Origin of the sequence: Mesorhizobium sp. M1088 (genome assembly GCF_040318575.1) — a bacterium.
In the GTDB taxonomy this organism is placed as follows: Bacteria; Pseudomonadota; Alphaproteobacteria; order Rhizobiales; family Rhizobiaceae; genus Mesorhizobium.
Map to the genome: position 1 here is coordinate 1 of NZ_JAMYMO010000015.1, position 23,131 is coordinate 23,131.

The window sequence follows — 23,131 nt, forward strand, 5'->3', positions numbered from 1 at the left end:
CCGGGGCCGCCCCGGGGGGGGCGGGGGATCCGCGGGCCGGGGTCCCCGGCCGGGCCGGGTGCGCCGCCCCAGCGCTGCCTTAGCTCCAACCTGGGTGGGGCGACGGCATCGATCTTCTTGAGAGGCTGGCGCTTGAGACCTGGAATAAGCGCGGCGACGAGCCACTTCGCCTTGCTCATTTCGATGACGGCGATGATCGTGTTATCCTGTTCAAGAGCGGTAAGGGAGCGGCTCGTGTCAAAAGATTGCGACATGGGACGCCTCCTTCTGATGGTGGTTGAAACAGCGAAGGATGCGACACCCTCGCCGCTCCCCCCATAGCATCTACTCGGCGGGCAAGATTCACCGATTGCTTGCTTTCTCCTGGAAAGAAGTTCACGGTCCGATCCAAGACAGAGGCAGGACAATGAAAAGCCGGCTAGATCCCTAGTGAACGCGGAAGTGTCGTCGGTAATTAGCTCATCGGCAGCTTTCGTAGGCGTCTTCGGGCGACTCTGAGTTTTGACATGACGTATGATTGTCTCTCAGCGACGATCGCCAAGCGCGGCGAGCCAACGGGGTGCCGATCTCCTTCGCTCTCAGCTATCGGAATACCAGCGCAGCGAGCTGGCCAGAATCGTCGCACATGGCCGACGCTCTCAATAATTCCGTCACTCATGGGCGGCGACAACAGGGCGCGACTGCCTGGGGCCAAGCTGGCAGTCTCCGAATGTATCCACAGTCCGCATTTGCTACCTTGATTGCTTAACACCTTGCAAAAGTGAGAAGATACGCAATGGTCCACCCGCTTCCAGAAGAGCTGCGCGTTATCGCGGGTCAAAATTTTCCGCTTTACCCCTGCTCAAATGAAGCTTGGTCAATTAAGCCGACGGGCGGCGCCACAAGCGCGCGGGTTATGATTTGTTCCATTCCGAAGGCGGGCACCCACCTATATGCCCGTCTGCTAACCATGCTCGGGCTTGAACAGTCCGATGTGTTCTTTAATAAAGAATATCTGGGAGACTTCCGCTTTGTGGATGTCGAGAGAGCTCGGTTCACTCATTCTGAAAACATCCTGTGGATACCGATCGAGATATCATCTCGCTTTATTCAGCCCGGTCAGTTTGGCTATGGGCATCTGCCGTGCGACATGGGCATTCGCCATTGTTTGGCGGATTTCAAAGTCATCTTCCTTTCGCGTGAAATGCGTGCGGCAATTGTGTCGCAGATGCGATATGTCGGGAACAGCGACTGGTGCCCGCCTGGGAGGGCTGAGATCAAGTGGCGCCATGAGCCGAACGGGCCCGAGAAAATGCTGAAGTACTTTGATGAGATTGCGCCTTTCATTTTCAACGAACGCTGTCACCCGTTGGTGCCGTGGGCAGATGAGGAGGATGTTCTTGGATTGACCTATGAGCAGATCATAGGTGACCAAGGGCACGAAGTTCAGCTCGAGACCATTCGCAAAATTGCTGAGTTTTGCGAGATCCAGTCACCGCAGAAGCCGGAGCTGATCTTGAACCAACTAATTGGAGAGCAGACCTTTACCTTCTCCGGCAGGCGAACTTCGTGGGAGGCTTGCTGGAGTCCGGAGATTGAGGCGCGGTTTACCGCGCTCGGTGGGTCAAGACTCAACGAGCGATTCGGATTTTGATCTGGAAATGGCCGACGAAAATGGAAACCCCTTTCCTTGGGAGAACCATGGTGGTCTGTTGCTGCTGGCCCGGCTAATTGATGATCTTTATCGACGATTGCCGGAACGATCACCGCGCACCTACGCTGCGGCTCGATCGCGCCGCTCACCCTTTACGAGCCTCGACTAAACGACGCGACTGCGCATACTCTCTGCGGCGTGGACCCGGATGGGCGGCGGGCATGGAAGCCTGGCTTGATAGCTCAGTGCCGCCGGTCGGCGCGAGCAACACAAGGACACGCACGAAAGGCTTTGGACCCTGGCTGGCTTAAGAATGTTGAGGCGTCGCATCACTCCAACAGGATTAATTGAAAGGCGTTCATCGGCGTCAGACGCCGACCGCAGTGCGACGGTTTTGGCTAGAGCGGGATGAATTTAGGTTGGCGCATAGCCGGCCTGAAGTAAGTTCTGCATTCGGTTGAAGTGACGGTGCCGGGGATATGTCCAATGGCATCGCAGACGGCCTCGACCGTTCGCTTGGCAGCTTTGCGCAGCCAATGCTTAAGCTTGGCGACGAGCTTCTCGATGGGGTTGAGGTCGGGCGAGTATTTCGGCAGAAAGAACAACTGGCGCCGGCCGAGCGGATGGCGCGGCGCACTGCCTTGCTCTTGTGCGAACCGAGATTGATGGGGTTGTCTAATCGCCGCTGGGACGTCAAGCATGTAATTGCGTCGAGACGACGCTGCCGGGTGCATGGTTGTCTTCGCGGTCGACATCAGTCGCCGCATGATGGAGCTCCGCGGACGAGCCTTCAATGTGGACGACGCACTTTGCTGAGACAGCGGTGCAACCCCATCAGCGGAATGGCTCGGCTCACGTCCCGGCAGGGACGTCTCAGGCGCTCAGATCCTGAACGCTATTCGCAAGATTTCATGCTGTGGCGCCTGCATTTCGATCAAAGAACTCACCGGTCTTGAGCATCGAATGCATTATCACCGCCAGTTTGCGCGCCACAGCCACGGCAGCTCGTTTGAAGCCAACCCTCTCCCGGAGCTTGAGGCCCCACGTGCGCAGGCTGCTGTCGATCGAGCTGCGTGTCAGGATGACCGCCGCAGCCTCATAGAGAAGTCCCCGCAAATATCGATCGCCGCGTCGGGATATATGGCCGTCATAATCGACTTCTCCCGATTGGTAGCGGCGAGTTGTCAGGCCGATCCAAGCGGCAACAGAGCGGGACTTCTTGAAGTTGCCCGGATCTTCAATGGCAGTGGCGAAAGAGGTTGCGGTAATGGCGCCGATGCCGGGGATCGACATGAGTATGCGGCATGCTTGGCTTTGACGTGCATCTGCGACAAGCTGGCGCCCAAGCTCGGCGGCACGGATGCGAATGCTGCGCCAGGCTTCCAACATCGGTAGCACGACAGGAGCAAGCTCGCTCTGATCGATAAGAAGGCTCCGGACATTCTTTTCGAATGTAGTTCCCTTACCGGCGGGAACGAGCAAGCCGAACGTTTTCATGATCCCTCGGATCTGGTTGGAAAGCTCGACGGTGATCCGGACCAGCCGAGTGCGTGCTGCCACGAGCGTGCGGGTCAACATACTGTCGAAGCCTTTCACGCGCACCTCGCGAAAGAATCCTGCTTCAGCAAGACGCGCCAAACCATCGGCGTCATTCGCATCCGTCTTGTTCGCCGCCATATCGAGAGCGGCTTTGGCATGGCGCGCATCGATGCAGATGGCTGGCAATCCCTCGGCGCGCAGCGCATGATAGAACCAAACTGACAGCGGGCCGGTTTCGAACACGACGCGCTTTGCGGCCGGCGCCCGCTTGCGGACAAGCTCGGCAATGATCCTGGGATCAGATGCGCACTTCCCGCGCCAGATCCGTTCGCCTTCACGGCGGATCGACACTGCCGTCTCTTTCATCGACACGTCGAGACCGATATGTTCTTCCATGGCTGTTCTCCGTTGATGCTGGGCCCGGCGTCCAGTCGTGAGCCCGTATTTCATCTTATCGGGGAACAGCCACCCTCCAAGGCTATGATCGGTTCAGGGCGCGTCGCTCCCGCGATTACCCCATGTGGACGCCCCCTGACGGCATCGCTGTGCCAAAGTGGTGTCGTTGATCATCACTTGAACGGAGGCGTCCATGTCGGAAGTTAGCATGATCGGGTTGGATCTAGCGAAGAACGTGTTCCAGGTGCATGGTGCAGATGCATCGGGAGCTATCCTGTTTAGAAAGAAGCTTCGCCGCGATCAGATGCTTAAATTCTTTGATGCGCAGCCGGCTTGCACGGTTGCCATGGAGGCCTGCGGCAGCAGCCATTACTGGGCGCGGGAGATCACGAAGCTGGGACATAACGTCCGGCTGATCGCTCCGGGCTACGTCAAGCCTTTCGTGAAGAGGCAGAAGAACGATGCCGCCGATGCGGAGGCGATCTGCGAAGCTGCGCAACGGCCGACGATGCGTTTTGTGGCAGCCAAGAGTGAGGAACAACAGGCTGCGGCGATGGTGTTTCGCGCTCGCGATCTTCTGGTGCGCCAGCGGACCCAGACCATCAATGCGATACGTGGCCATCTTGCCGAATTCGGGCTGGTGGCCGCGCAGGGCCTTTTCCATGTGGCCAAGCTTGTAACGGCGATCGAGGATCATGGCTCCGCCATCCCAGAGGCCGCCCGTCCGATCCTGTGTCTGTTCGTGGAACAGTTGCGCTCGCTGGATGAGAGGGTGGCTGTGCTCGACCGCGAGATCGCCCGGCGCGCCAGGGAGGACGCGGAATCGAAACGACTGATGACTATCCCGGGGATAGGATCGATCACCGCGACTGCTCTCGCCGCTCTGGCTCCGTCGGCTCAGACCTTCAAAAGGGGGCGTGATTTTGCGGCCTGGCTGGGGCTCACTCCGTTGCAGCGTTCCACGGGCGGGAAGCAGAAGCTTGGCGAGACGTCCCGCATGGGCGAACGAACTCTGCGCCGCCTGCTCATTATAGGGGCCAGCGCTGCCGTGCGCTGGGCGATGCGGAAGGGGAAATCTGCGGACCCATGGCTCATGCGCATGCTGGACCGTAAGCCGCCCATGTTGGTGATCGTCGCGCTTGCCAACAAGACGGCACGCATCGTCTGGGCATTGATGGCGAAAGGCGGAACCTATCGGGCTCCGGCGGTGGCGGGTTAGTTCCGCTCGGCCGGAAGGCCTCGAAAGTGTGAGAAGGTCAAACGGAGAGTATGGCGCAACGGTCAACGAGACGGGATCGGGAAAACCAGATCATGGATACGTGCCTTGAGCACGCGAGATTGAATTGGACCCGCTCCGCGAACTCCCATACGGGCCCGCGGCATGTGGAACGCCGCATCAGAGGCCGGACACATGTCAGCACCCGACCACGCTCCTCATTCTTCATATAAGATTCTTCTTGCGCTGACGGGGGCGTCCACACATGTCCATGATGACGATGTCGCCGGGCTTGAGGGTGGGGACGAGAACCTTATCGACATAGAGCTGGACACGCTCGCCGTTGATCGGTCCGTCGATGAGCCATGGTGCATCGACACGGTCGTGGCGCAGCGCCGCCAGGAAGGTCATGGTCTTCCAATGGCCGTGCGGCACCTTGGCTTGATTCTCTCGCCGCGCAGCGCCCATCCCCTGAGCGGTGCCATATGGGTCTTGGTCCATGTCTCGTCGATGAACACCAGGCGGGAAGGATCGATACGGTCCTGATACTTTGCCCACTGTGCCCGCCGGCGCGCTACATCCGGGCGATCTTGCTCAGCCGCGATCAGCGTCTTTTTTTGTGACTGAGCTTGTCGGCGTGGACGAACTCCCACACCGAGCGGTAATCGACCTTCAAGCCGCGCTCGCCAAATTCGGCCACCAGTCCACGCAGCGTAAAATCGGCGGCTCGGCAGCGCACCAGCAGCCAGTCCCGATGCGGGCCAGCAATCTTCTTCGGCCTGTGCCCACCCATTTTGCCCGGCGCAAGACTGTTCGTCTCGCGAACCGGCTCACCCATCTGACCACGGTGCTGATACCAACCCCATAGCGCGCCGAGGCTTGCCGTCGTGACAGCCCCTCCTGCTCAACCGATTCAACAACCCGTTCGCGAAGATCCATCGAGTAAGGTTTGCCCATCCATGCTGACCTCCTTGCCCAGCAAGAAGGTTGAATCAGATTTGCGCGTCTAAGGGAATCTCCCGCCGATTCAGCCTCAATTCATTTCGCTCTAGTCGCAGTGGTCGCCACCGGCTTTGGCATTTGGGCGAGGCATTTGCTAATGTCGGCCTCCTGGCCCACGTTAGGGAGCGGCTATAAGATCGCTTCGAGTTCATGTCGTTGCTGGTCGCGATCCCTGGAGTCTCACGATCGACATCTCGCCACGCGTCCACATGGGTGGTGCGCTCCTGGTAGGCGGCATCGCGGCGACGCACTACACCGGTATGCCCGCATTCGAGACCGCTGGCTGCTCGTTTGGGATGTGCCGCTCGTGGCCGCCTCGCTCATTCTTACTTACCAGGCTTGTCCGGCGGTGGCGAACGGGGATCTGGATATTTCCTCCCCTCCCCTACGCTAACCTTCAGATCTGCGTTGCCGCGATGCTCACATGGCGCGTCAAAAACATTGCTCGGGAATAATAGATATGGTCCAGCCTCATCCTGTCGCGCTTATTAGCCGTTCCGGGGTGCAATGAGCGTCGAAAGGTGGACGTTCGTGGAGGCCGAGTGTGTTCCCTAGCCACGAAGGCGTTGCAGCACATGCTACTACCGGGTCCCTTCTGCGATCTTTGAACGCGGCTGAACCTCGCTCGTCATCAGCAATACGCCAAGTTCTTCAGCTGATCGCGCGACGACAGCAGCGCCGGCTGAGAGCAATCGTTGACCGTGGTCCTCGAAACAGTGGCCGCCCGCCGTGAAACCGATCACCGTCATCCCAGCGGCCACACCGGCTCCGACGCCGGCAATGCTGTCCTCCACCACGACGCAGCGCGCCGGCTCAGTGTCCATTTGAGCCGCAGCGAACAGGAACAGGTCCGGTGCAGGCTTGCCCGCCTTTACCATGGCGGAGCTGAACACGTACGGATGGAAGTGCGGCCAAAGCTCCGTCAGTTCAAGCCCCAGTCGCAGCTTGTCGGGGCCGCTGCTTGAGGCGACGCAGCGAGGTAACGACAACTGATGCAGGAGCCGGTCAATACCACTGATGGCTTGCAGTTCCGTCCGGTAGCTTTCCTTGATCCGGGATTGCACGATGGTGTCGAAGTCGCTGGGGAGAGGGCGGCCCCAGTCTTCTTCGATCATCTTCCGCATGGTGGCTGAGGACAGGCCGGTAAAGCGCAGAACCACATCAGAATACGACGTGGGATAGCCGATGCGGGTAAGTTCCTCGGCATCAATGCGACTTGCCAGCGTCTCGCTGTCGATCAGAACGCCGTCGCAATCGAAGATGACCAGTTCATAAGGGTTCTGTTGTTTCATTGCACGTCCTTCGGAACCGGGCCCGCAACGGAGACCTCAACCACATGTCGGTCGTTGACTTCGAAACGGTGGACAAGGACGCTATCATCGTCGATCAGTGCGACGTCGAAAGCCGGGGCGTCCTCGACAAAATCCGCATCCCTGCGCGCTAAGTGTGGTATGATCTGATGTGCAACCCCACGGCTTGCGCTGAACGGAATGCCGCTCCAGGTGCCGCTGACATCGACGTGCACATGACCATGGAAGACGTGCCGCACATTGCCGGCCCCCACCATCGCCCGCATAGTCTGGCGCCAGTTCTCCGTATTCCAAGGCTCAAAGTGCGGCAGGCCGATCGGCTGTAGCGGATGATGGGCGAAGAGGTACGCCGGCGCCTGCGGCCTCTCGGTGAGCCGCTCTAACAGCCATTCCAGTCGTCCCTCGTTCAGCGCGCCATGCCCAAGACCCTCCACCAGGGTGTCGAGGAAGATGAGGCGCCCGACCGAGGTTTCATGGACTGACTGGACAAAACCGTTCCTATCGCGCGGCTCGCCGGGGAAAGCGCGTAAGAAGTTTTGACGACTGTCGTGGTTGCCGAGCAGAAGCCGGATGGGCACGCGCATCTCCTGAAGCAATTCGCGTAACAGTTCGTAGGAAGCGAAGTCTCCCTCGTCGGTGAGGTCGCCGGTCAGCACGCAAAGCTCGGCATCGGCGTGATCGCGGTTGATGCGCTCGATGGTCTTGCGCATTCGCTCGGCCGGATCGAAGCCAAAGAGCATAGCGCCGGCCGGCACAAGGTGGAGATCAGTCAAGTGGATCAGTTTCATTGGTAAATCCGCGAAAAAGGGAGAGACGCCGCACGGCGTGCAGCGTCCCGGACGAGACGATCAGTTGGTTTTCGGCAGGAGTGCGCGAACCTGGGACGCCATGTCTGCGAGGGCGGCCTCCGGTTCCTTGGATCCAAGCGCGATGGCCGTCATTTCGTCGCGTAGGACCTCGCCGATCTGAACACCGTTGTCACCGGGCCAAGAGAACCACGGGCGGGCGCGGGGCGTCTGGAGCACGCTGGTGTACCAATTCGGATGCTTGTCGTAGAACGCGCCGAGATGATCCTTGTCGAGGGCAAGCGTGTTCGTCGGCATATATCCGGTATTAGGTACGACAATGCTCTGGCCTTCAGGACCAGTCGCGAACTTGACGTACTCCCAGGCGGCGGCGCGCTTGGCGGGATCGTCGGTGAGGATTACTGCGACCATGCCGCCCGTCGGCATCGTCGCATCTTCAACGCCTAGCGGCTGCTTGGCGGTGCGGAGCTTGAACCGGTCTCCAACATCAGCTTCAAAGCCACTCACACTGCCGGCAGAGGCGAATAAGAAACCAAGTTTGCCGGAAGTGAAGAGCTGCTGGGCAGCGCGCGAGTCGATCGTCGGCTGAGCACCAGCGGTATGGAATCTCTTGAACAGCTTGACTGCGGCCTGGCCGGCAGGACCGTCAAAAGCGATGTCGCTTTGCTTGTCGTTCATCATCCGTCCGCCGAAGCTGCGCACCAGGTTCTGCGTGGTCCAGTCGTCCGAGCCAAGTTGGTAATACATGCCGGACGTTCCATTGCCGAGCGCTCCAATTTTGCCGGCAAGTTCGACGAAGCTATCCCAGTCGCCTGGGATCTTGTCAGGATCGCCACCCGCCTTCTTCACGAGATCGGCATTGTAGTAAACAACCGGCGTCGACATGGCGAACGGAAGACCGTAGAGATGGCCGTCGATTGTTGCGAGAGAAAGGACCTGATCCGTGTAGCCTTTCTCGGCTAGGTGATCCGCGGCAGCGAGATCGTCGATGGGCTTCACGAGCCCACGCGCCACGAGCGGACGCAACACATTGAAGCCGACGTAGTGGACGTCCGGCAACTCGCCCGCCATGCTCTGGCGGATCAACGTTTGGACAGCCTCATCATAACTCGGCGCGGCGACGCGGAAGTTGATCTTGATGTCCGGGTGGTCCTTCATGAAGCGATCGGCAATCGGCTTATGGATTACTTCGTGTTCGGGCCAGGCGTAATAGACATCGAGTTTTGTGTCGGCTTGCGCCGGCATGGCTGCCAGCGCGGCAGTGATGCCGGCGGCGAGGATCATTGCAAGGGTTTTCACATTGCTCTCCTGAGGTTCGAGATGAGGTTTGGAAACGGAGCTAGTGTCGGCCAAGCACCAGGCCCCGGATGAAGTGTTTCTGCATGAGAAGGAAAAGAGCGACTAAGGGCGCGGTCACGAGAACGCCCCCGGCCATAAGCGCACCGACATTTCCGGCGCCTTCGCCCGCCTGCCGGAAATAGGCAATTCCAAGGGAAGGCGTCATCATGTCGGGAGTGGTGATCACCACCAGTGGCCAATAGAGATCGTTCCAATGGGCCACGACAGAGAAGATCGAGAAGGAAGCGACGGCCGGCCATGCTGCAGGCAGCATGATCCGCCGGGCGATCGAGAGCTCGCTGAAACCGTCCAGCCGCGCCGCGTCGAGCACCTCGTCGGGAAAAGTCACGAAGAACTGCCGGAACAGGAAGATGGCAAATACCGAAATGATCCAGGGCAGAACCAGCGCGGCATAGCTGTCGAGCAGCCCGGATTTCGCCAGCGCTATGTAGATCGGGATCGTTGGTATCTGCACCGGCACCAGAAGACCGAGAAGGACGGCCGCAAGCAGAATTGGGCGGCCGGGGAAGGATAGCTTGGCCATCGCATAGCCACACGGGATGGCGATCGCGACCTGCAACACAAGAATTGTCAGGCACACGACAAAGCCATTTCCCATGAACCGAAGAAGCGGAATTGCCGAAAGCGCGGTGCTGTAATTGTCAATCGCGCCGTTAAGGGTCGGGGTTGGCAGCAGGCTGCCGTCGAAAATCTCGCTCTGTGGAGTCATAGAGGCAAGGATCATCCACACAAAAGGGAAGACCATTATGATCGCGCCGGTCACAAGCACGGCATGCAAGGCAATGCGGGATGCGGAAGATTGCGCCAGGATCATCATCATCGACCTCCACTTGCTTTCCAGCGCGCCCGGCGCTCGGAGACGTGCATCTGGACGAGCGACAGGAAAGTCACGAAGACGAAGAAAGACACGGAGATCGCTGACGCATACCCCACCCGGAAAAAGCGGAAGCCCTCTTCATAGAATGTGTAGAGAATGACGGAGGTGGACTTCATCGGGCCGCCCTGTGTGAGGACTGCAACCGTTTCGAAGACAGAAAAGGCGCGGATGATTGTCATTACGGTGACGAACAGCGTCACCGGCGCCAGCATCGGCCAAGTCACCAGCAGGAAGCGCTTCAGCCCCGTGTCCGCTCCGTCGATCGCCGCGGCTTCGTAGAGCTCCTCCGGAATGGTTGAAAGACCGGCCACGAAAAGTATCATGTTGAAGCCGACCAGCTGCCACACGCCGATCGCCGAGAGCGCATACATGGCCGTCGAGGGATCGGACAGGAAGCTGACCGGCGATGCGCCCAAAAGCTGCAGCAATGAGTTGGCGAAGCCGAGACTTGGATGCAGGATCGCTTCCCACGCGGTTGCGAGAGCGACCAGTGTCGCGGCCACCGGTAGGAAGTAGGCGGTGCGATAGACGATGGCAAATCGTGACCGCGCGATCAAGAGAGCAACCAGCAGGCCCCACCCGATTGATGTCGGCACGACCACAACCACATAGAGCGCGGTGTTGCGCAGGCTCTGAGCAAAGCCTGGGTCCGTCAGCATGCGCGTATAGTTCGCAAGCCCGATGAACCGGACACCGGCCAAACCAAGCGAAGCATCTGTAAAAGACAGAAAGAAAACTAGAACGGTGGGCCCGATGACAAGAGCGGCAAGCAGCAGCGTCGCGGGTGTGGCCAGGATCATTCCGGCTTGTGCCTGGGCGCGAGCAGGGCGGTAGCCGCCTGAAATGTTCTGAGCCAAGCGACCGATCGGATTGTCGTCGACCACGGCCATATCAGGCTACCCTGCTGTGATCGCGACTCTGGCGCGAGCCGTCCCAAGGAAAGAACCATGCCTTTTCCGAGTCGATGGTCAGTCCCAAGTTGTCGCCGCCACGCAGTGATTGTGCTCGCTCGGCCGAAATCCGGGCGACGAACTCAGCGCCTGCCCCGGCATGGACAAAGACGTGAGCGTCCATCCCTGCATGCTCGATGCGCGTGACGCAAACCGGCAGGGCGCCCGGTCGGTCCCTGTCGACGAGGGATGCATGCTCCGGCCGAAAGGCCAGCGTTCCGGCCTGTCCGGATCCGAGCGCATCGCGAATGATGATCCTACTGCTGTCGATGATGAGCGCGCCGCCGACAGGGGCGGCCACCTCGACCTCGTTCAGGAATGGCTGGGCCAGGAACCGGGCAACATCGAGATCGACGGGTTCGCGATAAAGATCGGCAGGGGCTGCAACTTGGCGCAGCTCGCCGCCAAAAATGACGGCGACACGGTCGGAAAGTGCGGCCGCCTCGGCCTGGTCATGGGTAACGAAGATAGTCGTCGTTTGCATTTCCTTGTGGAGCCGCGCGATTTCGCCACGCGTATGAATGCGCAACGCTGCGTCCAGATTTGCCAAGGGTTCATCCATCAGGAAGATCTTCGGCTTGCGCACCATAGCGCGTCCCAAAGCCACGCGCTGGCGCTGTCCACCCGAAAGCTCCGCCGGCCGGCGGTCGAGCAGCGCATCGAGCTTGAGCAGCGCCGATGTTTGACGGACCCGCTCCTCGATCGAGCGATTGCGTTGGCCGGCCCCTGGCAGCAGGCCGCCAATCACCGGAAGCCGTTCCAAGCTGGTCAGCTCGCGCATGACCAGCGGGGCTGCGATGTTGTCGTACACACTTAGATGCGGATAAAGGGCGTAGCTCTGGAACACGAAGGCCAGGTCGCGGTCCTTCGGCGCCACGGTATTCAGCGCCTTGCCCCCTGCACGCACGTGGCCCTGATCCGCCCGCTCCAGCCCTGCTATTATGCGAAGAAGCGTGGACTTGCCGCAGCCGGAGGGCCCAAGCAGTGTCACAAATTCCCCGGCAGCAATCCTTAGACAGACGCCGCGAAGCACATCAGTCGCGCCATACCGCTTGCCGACATTGTCAATGTGGAGATCCAACGCAGCCATTCCGAGTTCCCTTTCGGTTGGCGACAGGGCTTAATGGAGCTTTATTTCATTTTCATGACAATACGGAGTTTAATTTCATTTCGCAACCGATTTCTCCATCGCCTTTCCCAGTGCCAGCATCAGGCTTTCGATCACGAAGATCTTGCCGATCATCGGGGTCAGCGTGCCGCCGATCGGATGGTCGTCAAGGCCGGAGGCCTGCAAGATGAAGTCCGCCGACTTGCCGAGCGGGCTACGGGCGCGGTTGGTGATGGCGACGGTCAGTGCCCCTGCGGAGCGGGCGCCCTTGAGGAACTGAACCGTATCAACGGTGAGGCCGGATATCGAAAGGCCGATCGCCACGCATCCGGGACTGAGTCCGTTGGCGACTTCGTGAGCCATGTTGGAGTTTCTGAACGCCAGCGCCGTAAGCCCAACTCGCAAGAGCCGATAGGCGAGCAGTTCTCCCGTCACGCCCGACATTCCTGCTCCGTAAAGATCTATCCTTCTGCTCGCCGCAATCACTTCTGCGAGCTTCTCGAGGGCCTCGAGATCGGCATTGCTGTGTGCGATCCCTAGATTCCGAGCCATCGTGTCGTGCAAGGTTTGCAGGGCGGCGTTGGGCTGCTGCGCGGCGGTGGATGGAGGCCTGGGGCGGCCAATCTCTGCCGCCAGCGCCAGCTTGAAATCGCGAAAGCCGGAAAAGCCGATCTGGCGGCAAAGCCTCAAAATGCTGGCTTCCCCACTACCCGCGAATTCGCCTAGTTCCCCGACCGAGTGGTGCAACACTTTCTCAGGATTTTCCAGGATGTATTTGGCGATCCGAGCGAGCGCATTCGGCAGATGATCGATGTCTTCCTGCAAGCCAGATAAGATGCTCTCGCGCTCTGCCGCTGTCGCGGCGGGTGAGTTAATGCTCATCGTCATGATACCCATACCTTATGAAGCCGCAGAAAAGAGAGCCAGATGCCATCGACCCGTCCGACGATTGGCTTCCGAAGCGCGCGCGACCAGGGGCCGACTTCGAGATTGGGAGAACAGGACTAGCCAGTGCTCGCCCGACTGGGAAGACTAGTAGTCCTCAATTCTGTTCGGGCCGGATCCACTTCTGAGCATCATAGCGGAAAAGCTGCGCCCTAAAAGGTCGCATTTCAAGCTCCTCTGATGGGCGCTATCCCAGAGATCATAGTGCTCATTGGGGTCTTCTTTATGATCGAACAACTCTCCTATTCCAACATCATGATATACATTTAGCTTATATCGTCCATCATAGTACATTGATGCGCGTGACCCCCGGCTCCCGTGGAATCGGAGAGAATTGTGATACTCGCTGACCACGTACGGCTTGTGGTATTCCAATGAGGTGTTGCCAAGCAGCATCTGGTCGAGTGACAGCCCCTGCATAGCGCTGGGGATCTCAAGACCCGACAACGAGAGCAATGTGGGTGCAATATCAACCAGCTCGACGAGTGCATTCGACACCGATCCTTGGGCTGAGCTGCCGGGCACGGAAATCATAAGCGGGACATGCACCAGACCCTCATAGAAACGGCAGCCTTTGTAGAGCAGGCCGTGGTCACCCATCATGTCACCATGATCGCTCATGAAGACAATGATGGTGCGATCCAGCTGGCCGGTTTCCGTCAAAGCGTCCAGTACCCGGCCGACTAGATCGTCGACTTGAGCCACCTCCGCATGATATGCCGCTCTCATCTCCCAAATGTCGAAGTTCGTGGGTGGCGCTTCATGCGCAGGCCCGGCGATCTCGTCATTGTGCGCCTGACCGACGGCTGCTGCGGCCTGCCACGGATCCACCGCGAATTTTGCCTGCTGATCGACTCGTTCAAATTTCTTCTGATGCTCGAGATCGATCGGCCTGAAGACAGGATCAGGCATATCACTTGGGTTGAAACGCCTGAGGTAGTCAGGCGGGGGATTGAGAGGCGGATGAGGTGCGTCGATATTAATGCCTAAATACCAATTACGACCAGAATGCATCTTGATGAAACGCTCTGCCCGATCGCCTGCCCAACGCGCCTGCCGATATTCTGCGGCCGGTCCCGGGCCATAATGTTGGTCAAGATACGGTTTGAAGTAGGCTACGGGATCGACCCCTTTTGACCACATCCACGCATGATAGTCATGGTTGCCTGACCACTCCGGAAATGGCTCAGGGCTCCAGTAGAACTCGGCAAATCCATCGTCGGGGCGCTTTTCTATCATGCCACGAGTGGCAGATAGGTGCAGCTTCCCTATGTGCCCCGGGTAGTATCCGGCATTCGCCATCAGTTTTGGGAGCAAAACGAGATGCGAAGGAAACGTGCCGGCGCCGTTTTGATGCACTTGGTGTGCGATCGGATACAACCCCGTCAGAAAGCTCGTTCGGCTCGGCGTGCAGATCGGGCTTTGACAATACGCACGAGCGAATGCTGTACCCCTCGCGGCCAGACGGTCGATATTGGGAGTTTGCGTGCCCTTGAACCCGAGACACCGCAGCGTGTCCCAACGTTGTTGATCACTGCAAATCCAGACAATATTAAAGTTGCCCAACTCTGATCCTCAAACGCAATAGAGGTCTAATTCGTTCGCCACCGGCGCGTCAATCGCGCCGGTGGCCGGGTGCGTGAAGACTACTTCAAATATCCAGCCCGTTTTAAGATATCCACGGCCTCAGTCTGAGCATCATCCAGGGCGGCCTGGGCACTTTTGCTGCCAACAACCGCCTCCTGCAGGGCTCGACCGAGGCGGTCGCCGATCTCCTTGAATTCAGGGATTCGAGGATAATACCACTCCGGCGCGACCCGAAGAGTTTCAGCATATGTTGCCGCGAACGACCCGTGGCCATAATTGTAGTCGTGCTTGGCAAGTATCTCCGGATCGTTCCACAGGGACGATCTCGTGATCGCGACAAAGGTGCTATCGAGTGAAATGCGTTTCATCACATCTTTACTTGTCGCCCACTGAAGGAATGCGGCTGCGGCTGCCTTGTTTTCTGATGCCGCCGGGATGACATAGGCCTGTCCCGCAAATGGCGGGAACCTCCCACTTATTCCGCCGGGCGGCAAAGCGAATCCAAGCTTACCTACGACTTTCGACAGCTTGGGGTCGAGAATGCGGCCGGCAGTAGGAGCGCCTTCCACCGTCATTGCAATGCGGCCCTGCTGCATCGCAATGACGACGTCGTCAAACGTTGCTGAGGTGCTGCCAGGCACGGTGAACCTGGTCATCACGTCTGTGTACCATTTCAGCGCCTCCACAGCGGCGGGTGTATTGACCGTGGGCGTCAGATCCGCCGGTTCGTGCGCGAAATATTTGCCGCCGAAAGCATACAGGACCTGGCCCCAAAACCAGATATTCTCACCGGTGTCGGGTTGCCCTCTTAGTGCGGTGCACTGAATATCAGCCTTTTTCAACAGCTCGCAGTCATCGCGGAATTCCTCCCACGTTTGTGGTGGCTGTTTGATACCGGCCTTCTCCAATAAGTCGGGACGATAGTAAAGGAGCTGCGTCGCCGCGAAATGCGGCAATGCCAGTTGTTTGCCGTCCTTATTGTACAGGCGAAGCACGGGAGCGATGAAATCCTGTACATCGGCACTCTTCATGTCGATGTAGTTGTCGAGCGGCTCCAGGATATCGCCAGATGCGTATCGCCCGAACTCCTCGCTCCCTAAGTAGACCACGTCGTAGCTGTTTGAACGTGTCAAGAGCTCGACCGACACCTTCTGAACGGTCGGCGCATAACCGAAGAGATCGAACTGCACTTCAGCGCCGGTCTTCTCTGTGAACTCGTGCGCAAATTTTTTGAGCTCAAGATCGTATGCTGAGTTTGTCGATAGGATCTTTATCTTTACGCCGTCGTACCGCTGCTGAGCCGATGCTCCCCCGCCAATGGCAACACCTAATGCGACAGCAAGAATTCCGATGTACCTCATTGCTTCTCTCCTTGAGCTAACGTTTCACCCTTTCACGGAACCGGTCGTTGTTGAGCCGGCGACGTACTTCTTTACGAACGGCACGAAAACCACGATCGGAACCAGCATAAGCACGCAGGCGGCTGCCGCTTTGCCCCAATCAGTTCCCTCAAACGGCATGAAATTCAGAATTGCGACGGCTGCAGTTTTTGCGTTATCGCGTGTTAGCGTCAGCGCGAAAAGAAACTCGTTCCAAGAACCAATAAAGACTAATATAGCCGTTGCTAAGATGCCGGACCTGGAAATAGGTATCGAGATAAGTGTCATCACCTGCAGCGTTGACGCGCCATCTATGGTAGCGGCCTCTTCGATTTCACGAGGAACTTGGTCAAAAAACGCCGATAAATACCAAATCGCGAGCGGGATAGCGAACGTGGTGTTGACGATGATCAGCGCAATCTTCGTGTCGACCAAATCTACTTGGCGGAAAAAGAGAAAATAGGGGATGATGTAAATCATCGCTGGCGCAGCCCGGAGCGCCAGTACCAACGTCAACAGCCTGCGCATGGAAGTCTTCTGCAGATGGGAGATGCCAAATGCCGCCGGGACCGAAAGCGCCATGGTCACTACAATGGTGCTGCATGAGACCACAATTGAATTGATGAGCGCCGAAGAAAAGTCCTTGTCGGCGATTATCGCGGTATAGTGCTGAATGGACGGCTCTCCCACGATCACCGGCGGCCATTGAAACATCTCTGTCGGCTCTTTGAGAGATGTCGAAAGTGTCCACAGGATTGGAGAGAATAGGAATAGCGCGAATGCAGCACAGATGACATATCCGTAGATGTATCGTCCAAGGTCTCGATGCATGATCAGCCCCCGACTCGGCCAGCCGAGATTCGGCGAACAAACCAAAAGCAAGCCCCGACGATTGTGGCTGTGAACGCCACGAGAATTGAGGCGGCATAATCGAGGTCAAGATATGTAAATGCGGTCAGGAAAGCGTAGAAGTTAAGGGGCTCCGTCGCCCCTGCAGGCCCGCCTCCAGTCAGCACGAAAATCACCGGGAAAATGCCGAGGACCTCCAAGGCTTGAAATACTGCAACGGCTCCCATTGCAGGTAAGACAAGCGGTATGGAGATATGCCGTTGGGCCTGAGCCCAGCTTGCACCGTCGAGGCTGGCCGCCTCATAAATCTCGTCGGGGATTGAATCCAGGGAGGAAAGAAGCAGCAAAGCAACTATAGGAACCCCAAACCAAACCGACACGATGATCACGGTAGCAAGCGCTGAGGCCTTGCCTCCCAGCAAGTCGGCGTCGAAATTGTGTCCGAAGAAGCTTGCGAAATAAGACAGGCCGCCCACACCAGGAATGACAAACAATTTCCACACAATTCCGCCTACCGCTGGCGGTACTACGGAGGGAAGCAGGGAAGCTGCTCGCATCCACCGTGTACCGATGAGCTTCTCCTTCAAAGCTAATGCCAGCGCCAACCCACACAGGAGTTGAAGCGCGACGGGCATAACGACTAGGGCAAAAGTCACGAAAGCAGCGTTGATAAATCGGCCGTCGGACAAGAAGCGTGTGTAATTGTAAATGCCGATGAAGGTCGTCTTTCCGGGGAAGGCGATGTTGAAATCCACGAATGAGAGCGCAACGACAGCCGCAATCGGGACGAACGTCGCAAGGCATAGGAACCCGATCGCGGGGGTAACCAGCGCCCAGGACACATTAAGCCGGGAATATGCCATGGGTCCGTTCCTCCTTGATGTCTATGCCCATGTTGAAAGCCTGGCCTGGCTGGCATTGGCGAGCTGAATGGGACCGAGTGCGTCAAAAGTCCGGCTAGGAAGGAGGTCCGGAACGTTGTTATGTCCGGACGTGCGAGCTCAGATCTGCGTTTCCGTTTCGTCCATCGCAACCTTTGTGTCCGTTTGGCTATAACGGAACGGGACATCCGTAAGTCCGGCCGCGTCGGACAGCTCGGCCGCCAGCAGCTGGGCGGGCAGAATGTCTACGATGGCCCGGGCAACACGGTTCTGCAGTGGAGGCACTTTCACAACTGTCAGGGTTTTGTGGTCGTGAGGCAATTCGCTCGCGGTTACTAGAAGAACTGCACAGCCGATTTCGGCTAACTCCTGCGCCAACCGCACTTCGCGACCATCGCCGAATATCAATATCCCAGTCGCCTGATCCATAGATTCCATCGGACCATGCAAGTAGTGCAGCGTGTCGCTGGCGCCTGCCGGAACCCTGACAGCCTCACGAATAAGCAAACAAGCTTCGCCCGCTGTACCAAAGGCGGATATTGCGCCAACGCAGTCGATGGCTCGCTGGTCACGGAAAATTTCGCCAGCACGAGCCATTTTCTTCGCCGAGGTCTTCAGGACCTCGCTTGCGATCTGGGGAATGTCGTTCCAATTAAAGCTCTCTCCACCGCCAAGAGCATCAACCAGCAGCCCGCCTGCCAAAAGCGACCCTGTGAAGCCGGTACTTGATGGCAGCGAATCCAGCCCGGACTCATACCGAATTGCCGTTGAAGCGGCGCGCGATAGCGGGTCATTGCCTTCATTCGTGATTGCAAGGGACGGCAACTGACTGTGCACGTTAAGCGCAGCAATGGGCTCGACGCTCCTTCCTCCGACAGAAAGCACGATAATGGAATCGCCAGGATCTCCCGGCTCAACGAGATCGACAGCGCGCCAGGTATTTGCCCGCCTACCGCGACGCTGAAGTTCGCCGGTCACCACCGCCGCAGCTTCGTAACTCGCGCCTATCCCTGTAACGACCAAAGTTCCGTTTTTGAATTGGGAAAGATCAAGTTTCCGAAGCTGCGGTCGGACAACTTCCAACGCATGGCGAAACTGATCAGGCTGACGGGCGATCGCCGATCTGTAAGTCATTGAACATCCTTGTGTTGAGGCATGATTGGACCTTCGGTGCTGGCGCCACCCGTGCGAAGTTGCTGCGCCATGACGCAGGCTCCCAAGACCGGCGGCCTGTTAAGGAAAGTGACGGCTAGGGTGGCCCCGAAGCGGCTGGCAATTTCGTGAGAAAATGCGTTGGCTAAAAGGGGTTGAGCAAGAATGACCCCACCGCCCACCACAACATGTTTGTCGTGCACGCCGCCTAACATCAGATGGTGGACCAACTGAGTCAGGGCCGCTGCGCCCTCGTCAATAACGCGTTTAGCCAAGGACGAACCTTCATTGGCGGCGTAGAAGATAACGGGTGCGTATCGCCCCAGAGCCGAGGCGCTGCCTTCCTTCGCAATCGCGGTGCCGATGTTCGTGGGGCTATTCAGTCCGAATGCCTCACAAAGCGCTTCGACAAGCGGCTCTGACCTCGCCCCTCCCAGGTCAATATGCAATCGCACTGCTCGGCCGGCCTCGCGTACTAAACCTGGAGCGCTCCCTTCGTCTCCGATTGCCCAGCCCCAACCGCCTGCGACATGCATCTTGCCTTTCTGGTCCCGAGCGACGGCGATTGAGCCAGTGCCCGCGACGACACCAATTCCGCTGGAAAGCCCCATGGCGAGGGGAAAAAGTTCTGCATCATTGACGACCCTTAAGGGGCAGGCAAAATGATTGGAAAGCGGCTGTTGGAGGACGGCGCACTCTTCCTCATCATCGCATCCATGAGAGCCAATCGCGATGCTGTTGGGCGTGGCGCCAGCAGCAAATCTGCGAATTAGCGCGATAAGTCGAGGGATATCGTGGTCATAGGCGCCAGAACGCCATTCACTGGTTCGCACGACCAAGTCGCGGGCCATACCCTGGTCCAGGCAAGTCCTCAAATGCGTTTTGGTGCCACCGATATCGACACCAATTGTTATAGAACCCATCTCTTCACTCTGTTCGCATTAGCATGTAGCGGCCGCGGTTCCAGTCTATTTTTAGAGGAATATCACTATTTTCCCATTCACAAAAGATGGTTTTTTTCATCATCTCGAGTTATCTTGCCGTCGACGAAGGGATGTCGGATGTCAGTTGCAAAAAGGGAGGCAGGCGCTAGAGCCCTAACGAAAATTATGTTCACTGCTTGGCAATGTGCTGAAAAGTTCCTATTGCTCTCGCTGCCCGCGTCAAATCAAACCCAGAGGAGCTGGAGCCCCGTGATCTCAAGGGAATCGTTTTAATGCAGGAAAACATTTTAGCGCGATTGCGATCGTCTCAGCCGAGCCTCAGTCCGGCACTCCTTCGCATCAGTGAGTACGTCCTCAAGGATCCCGCGAAGGTCGTGCACCAGACCATCACGGAGGTCGCTGACGGATCTGGATCGAGCGAAGCGAGCGTTTTGCGGTTCTGCAGAGACATCAAATTTTCGAGCTTTCAGCGTTTCAAACTGGCATTGGGAATCGAACTCTCAACTAACCAGACAATCAGACATGCCAGCCCGTCCGGTGACATCATCGACGATACGCTGTCCATGGCCGTCACGGCACTCAGTCAGACAAAGGACCTGTTGAACCAGGCCGCTCTCGAATTGGCGGTAAAACATATCATACGAGCGAAAAGTATCGATCTCTACGGTTTGGGCGGCTCTGCGAATGTGGCCCGATATGCGCATTACTTGTTTATTAGATCTGGACTGATGTCGCGCGTGCTGGACGACCCGCATCTCGCCGTCATGAGTGCGGTGAATCTCGGACCCAAGCACGTGGCACTGGCAATTTCGGAATCTGGCTCGAGCAAGGATACCATCAACTCACTCATGGCAGCCAAGGCTGCTGGCGCGTTCACCATAGCAATCACATGTCACATACGCAGTCCAATCGCTGCCAAGGCGGACGCTGTGCTGGCAGCATCCTCGACGGACACCCCCATCATGCGAGGAGCATTCTCCCGGGTCGCTGGACAATATTTGATTATCGACATCCTCGCCAACATGATCGCTAAAGATGGCAGCAAGTTCCAGGCGGCTATGCAGCGAACCGCGGAAGCCACCATAGATAAAAGCTTTTAACCGAAACGTTCGCGCAGGTAGTCGTTAAGGAAACGACCGTCGGGATCAAAGAGAGCCCTTTGGGAAACAAAATCCCGGTACCTTGGGTACAAGCCTTCGATCTCCGGCCGCCCCAGACTGTGAAGTTTGCCCCAGTGCGGACGACCGTTCGCTGAGGAAAAGATCGTCTCGCAATCACGGATGAAATCCCAGTAGTCCTCTCCTGCTGCGCCGGACACGGATATCATCGCAGTCTTTCGCTCAAAGTATGGACTCAGCCAAATAGCGTCAGCCGCTACGGTTCTATACTCCACCGGGAATATCTGCGACGGATACTTTGTCTTTATGAGCTTCCGGATTTCGCGGAATACCGACGGACCGTCCCCGTAGGGCACCGCGTACTCGCATTCATTATGGTTCGGCATCGGAATTGAACCCGGAAATATCCGGTAGCTCGGCCCTATTCTCTCGCCGACCCGATCTTCGACAGACTCCGGCGATTGAGCCGTGACGTTCAGCGTCCTCAGTTCGCAGACATCGGATTTGCTGCGAGTACGTCCCATGCCAAACGTGTTGGGCAGGCTGTATAACGAGGCCGAGTGTTCGGTCGGGCACCAGAAAACGCGGAGACTCCTATTTTTTTGGCATAGCTGATCCAGGTGATCCATGCATTCTTCGAAATCCTCACGCCATATTTTGTCATGAAGATCAAAAGCGGGAACAAGCTTCATCGTGACGGAAAGTACCACGCCGAACATTCCGATGGAGACTTTTGCAGCGTTGAGGGCATCCGGGTTTTGTGAGGCATCGACATTGACGATCGATCCGTCGCCAGTCGCTATCCGCATTCCAACTATCGGCCCTGCTAAGCATTTTAAACTATCTCCGCTGCCATGCGTACCCGTCGATACGGCCCCGCTTATGGTTTGCAGATCGATATCACCCTGATTCGGCAACGCCCAACCTGCAGAGCGCAGTTCAGAGCCGACGTCACAAATCCGCGTTCCGCCGCGAAGCGTCACCTTGCCGTTGGCGTGGTCGATGTTTTCGATCCCGGATAGGCGCTCCGCGGAGATCAGAACGCCGTCCGTGGGGACAATTGGCGTATAAGAGTGCCCCGTACCCACGACGCGGACGCGCAGGTTGTTCAAGGCTGCTGCCTTGATCGTACAGCAGACGTCATCGTCCGAACTTGGCATCGCGAAATGCTTTACCCGACAAACCTGATTGCTCACCCAGTTCCGCCAAATCAAGCTCGGGCCGAGTGTCGGCGAACTTATTTCTGAAGAATGCAATGGAGTTCTCCTGCTATGTGTTCTCAGGCATTTGGCGGTAGCGACCATAGGTATGATGGATACCATCATCGCGATGTATATAAAAGACGATTTTTTTCATTCTTGATCGAATGCACCGAGGCGGAATCCGACTCTCGTGCGGGTCACCAATCGAAAACCGTCTTGAACGGTTTCCAGGCCTCATGGGAGCCGGGCTCTGCTCATCTCAAGCCTTGATGGCTCCCGAACTCAGGCCCGGAAACTAGAGCCCGCCGCAAAAGACCGTGCCGCTACCAACCCGAAATTGTTGCCGGTATCCCCTGCCATCAAAGGGTACGCACCCGCCTTTCGGTACTGGCGCGATGGAGCCATCCTGATGTAGAGATAAAAACATCCTCTATCACCTGGGCGAAGTGGCTGGCTCTCCATTGGTTGCAGTCAAGAGGTTCCATGCGTCGCGAATCCCGCACGTACGTTGAGAGCGCGAAGAATTGTCCGAAGGCAGATGGTTGGAGGTGCATTCTCGGCTCGTCGATAGCATGGAACCTCTGGGACAGCAGACTGCTCGCATTATGCGCGGAGGCGCGCGGCATTAAGGCCGATGAAGCCGTCCTGAATGAGAAGGCGCTCGCTCGCAGACACGCCCATAACTTCGAGGCTATCAGCAGCACGGAAGGGTGGGGCTTGCGGACACCGATGTTATCGGAGGAGAAGAGCCGTGAGCCTACAAGCCCCAATGTCAGCGGCTCTCATGCGGTGGATGAGTCGAAACTGATGTACTCGATACGACACAAAGGGAATGGGTAAGCCAGTGGAGCAGTTCAATTGAGCAGGTGTCGCCAACA

At 57.7% G+C, this 23,131-nt stretch carries 18 protein-coding genes and 3 pseudogenes; 3 read left to right on the plus strand and 18 right to left on the minus strand.

What is annotated here, in order from left to right:
* Positions 1-254: pseudogene (locus tag NKH49_RS18730) on the minus strand (hypothetical protein); the annotation flags it as partial.
* Between the two features lie 521 nt (positions 255-775).
* Here NKH49_RS18730 and NKH49_RS18735 point away from each other — a divergent pair.
* Positions 776-1,633, plus strand: a complete 858-nt coding sequence (locus NKH49_RS18735; protein WP_352529071.1) for a sulfotransferase domain-containing protein — start codon at positions 776-778, stop codon at positions 1,631-1,633.
* Between the two features lie 398 nt (positions 1,634-2,031).
* On the opposite strand, the pseudogene NKH49_RS18740 reads toward NKH49_RS18735, so the two are convergent.
* Together NKH49_RS18740 and NKH49_RS18745 are read right to left on the minus strand one after the other, a co-directional pair.
* A pseudogene (locus NKH49_RS18740) lies at positions 2,032-2,297 on the minus strand (transposase); the annotation flags it as partial.
* Positions 2,298-2,542: 245 nt separating this feature from the next.
* Positions 2,543-3,568 (minus strand): IS110 family RNA-guided transposase, encoded by a 1,026-nt coding sequence (locus NKH49_RS18745; RefSeq protein ID WP_352642667.1) that lies wholly within the window; start codon positions 3,566-3,568, stop codon positions 2,543-2,545.
* Positions 3,569-3,761: 193 nt separating this feature from the next.
* On the opposite strand from NKH49_RS18745, the gene NKH49_RS18750 reads away from it, so the two are divergent.
* A complete protein-coding gene (locus NKH49_RS18750; protein WP_352642666.1) occupies positions 3,762-4,787 on the plus strand; it encodes an IS110 family RNA-guided transposase in 1,026 nt (341 codons plus the stop codon).
* A gap of 255 nt (positions 4,788-5,042) precedes the next feature.
* On the opposite strand, the pseudogene NKH49_RS18755 reads toward NKH49_RS18750, so the two are convergent.
* The 14 genes and pseudogenes from NKH49_RS18755 to NKH49_RS18820 form a co-directional block, all read right to left on the minus strand.
* Positions 5,043-5,741: pseudogene (locus NKH49_RS18755) on the minus strand (IS630 family transposase); the annotation flags it as partial.
* Positions 5,742-6,367: 626 nt separating this feature from the next.
* Positions 6,368-7,078, minus strand: a complete 711-nt coding sequence (locus NKH49_RS18760) for an HAD-IA family hydrolase (RefSeq protein ID WP_352642664.1) — start codon at positions 7,076-7,078, stop codon at positions 6,368-6,370.
* Positions 7,075-7,884 carry a phosphodiesterase gene (locus NKH49_RS18765; protein WP_352642662.1) on the minus strand — a complete coding sequence of 270 codons (810 nt, stop codon included), beginning with the start codon at positions 7,882-7,884 and terminating at the stop codon, positions 7,075-7,077. The genes NKH49_RS18760 and NKH49_RS18765 overlap by 4 nt, the downstream gene beginning before the upstream one ends.
* A 60-nt stretch (positions 7,885-7,944) precedes the next feature.
* On the minus strand, positions 7,945-9,201 hold the full coding sequence (locus tag NKH49_RS18770) for an ABC transporter substrate-binding protein (RefSeq protein ID WP_352642660.1): 1,257 nt from the start codon (positions 9,199-9,201) through the stop codon (positions 7,945-7,947).
* A gap of 40 nt (positions 9,202-9,241) precedes the next feature.
* Positions 9,242-10,075 (minus strand): carbohydrate ABC transporter permease, encoded by an 834-nt coding sequence (locus NKH49_RS18775; RefSeq protein ID WP_352579683.1) that lies wholly within the window; start codon positions 10,073-10,075, stop codon positions 9,242-9,244.
* A 2-nt stretch (positions 10,076-10,077) separates the two neighbouring features.
* Positions 10,078-11,028, minus strand: coding sequence for a carbohydrate ABC transporter permease (locus NKH49_RS18780; protein ID WP_352579678.1), 951 nt, complete (start codon positions 11,026-11,028; stop codon positions 10,078-10,080).
* A gap of 1 nt (position 11,029) precedes the next feature.
* Positions 11,030-12,178, minus strand: a complete 1,149-nt coding sequence (locus NKH49_RS18785) for an ABC transporter ATP-binding protein (protein WP_352828966.1) — start codon at positions 12,176-12,178, stop codon at positions 11,030-11,032.
* A gap of 75 nt (positions 12,179-12,253) precedes the next feature.
* Positions 12,254-13,093 (minus strand): MurR/RpiR family transcriptional regulator, encoded by an 840-nt coding sequence (locus NKH49_RS18790; RefSeq protein WP_352579676.1) that lies wholly within the window; start codon positions 13,091-13,093, stop codon positions 12,254-12,256.
* Between the two features lie 135 nt (positions 13,094-13,228).
* Complete coding sequence (locus NKH49_RS18795; RefSeq protein ID WP_352927272.1) at positions 13,229-14,707, minus strand: sulfatase family protein; 1,479 nt, start codon at positions 14,705-14,707, stop codon at positions 13,229-13,231.
* A gap of 80 nt (positions 14,708-14,787) precedes the next feature.
* Positions 14,788-16,089 carry an ABC transporter substrate-binding protein gene (locus tag NKH49_RS18800; RefSeq protein ID WP_352642654.1) on the minus strand — a complete coding sequence of 434 codons (1,302 nt, stop codon included), beginning with the start codon at positions 16,087-16,089 and terminating at the stop codon, positions 14,788-14,790.
* Positions 16,090-16,113: 24 nt separating this feature from the next.
* Positions 16,114-16,938 (minus strand): carbohydrate ABC transporter permease, encoded by an 825-nt coding sequence (locus NKH49_RS18805; RefSeq protein ID WP_352579673.1) that lies wholly within the window; start codon positions 16,936-16,938, stop codon positions 16,114-16,116.
* Between the two features lie 2 nt (positions 16,939-16,940).
* A complete protein-coding gene (locus tag NKH49_RS18810) occupies positions 16,941-17,819 on the minus strand; it encodes a carbohydrate ABC transporter permease (RefSeq protein WP_352579672.1) in 879 nt (292 codons plus the stop codon).
* A gap of 138 nt (positions 17,820-17,957) precedes the next feature.
* The gene (locus NKH49_RS18815; RefSeq protein ID WP_352642652.1) at positions 17,958-18,971 is read right to left on the minus strand and encodes an SIS domain-containing protein; all 1,014 of its coding nucleotides are present in this window, start codon (positions 18,969-18,971) and stop codon (positions 17,958-17,960) included.
* A complete protein-coding gene (locus tag NKH49_RS18820) occupies positions 18,968-19,840 on the minus strand; it encodes an N-acetylglucosamine kinase (protein WP_352642650.1) in 873 nt (290 codons plus the stop codon). Before NKH49_RS18820 ends, NKH49_RS18815 begins: the two co-directional genes overlap by 4 nt.
* Positions 19,841-20,205: 365 nt before the next feature.
* Between NKH49_RS18820 and NKH49_RS18825 the strand changes: the two genes are divergently transcribed.
* Complete coding sequence (locus tag NKH49_RS18825) at positions 20,206-21,033, plus strand: MurR/RpiR family transcriptional regulator (RefSeq protein WP_352642649.1); 828 nt, start codon at positions 20,206-20,208, stop codon at positions 21,031-21,033.
* On the opposite strand, the gene NKH49_RS18830 is transcribed toward NKH49_RS18825, so the two are convergent.
* Positions 21,030-22,247: a D-arabinono-1,4-lactone oxidase gene (locus NKH49_RS18830; RefSeq protein ID WP_352642647.1), complete on the minus strand. Its 1,218-nt coding sequence runs from the start codon at positions 22,245-22,247 to the stop codon at positions 21,030-21,032. The genes NKH49_RS18825 and NKH49_RS18830 overlap by 4 nt on opposite strands.
* Between the last annotated feature and the right edge of the window lie 884 nt (positions 22,248-23,131).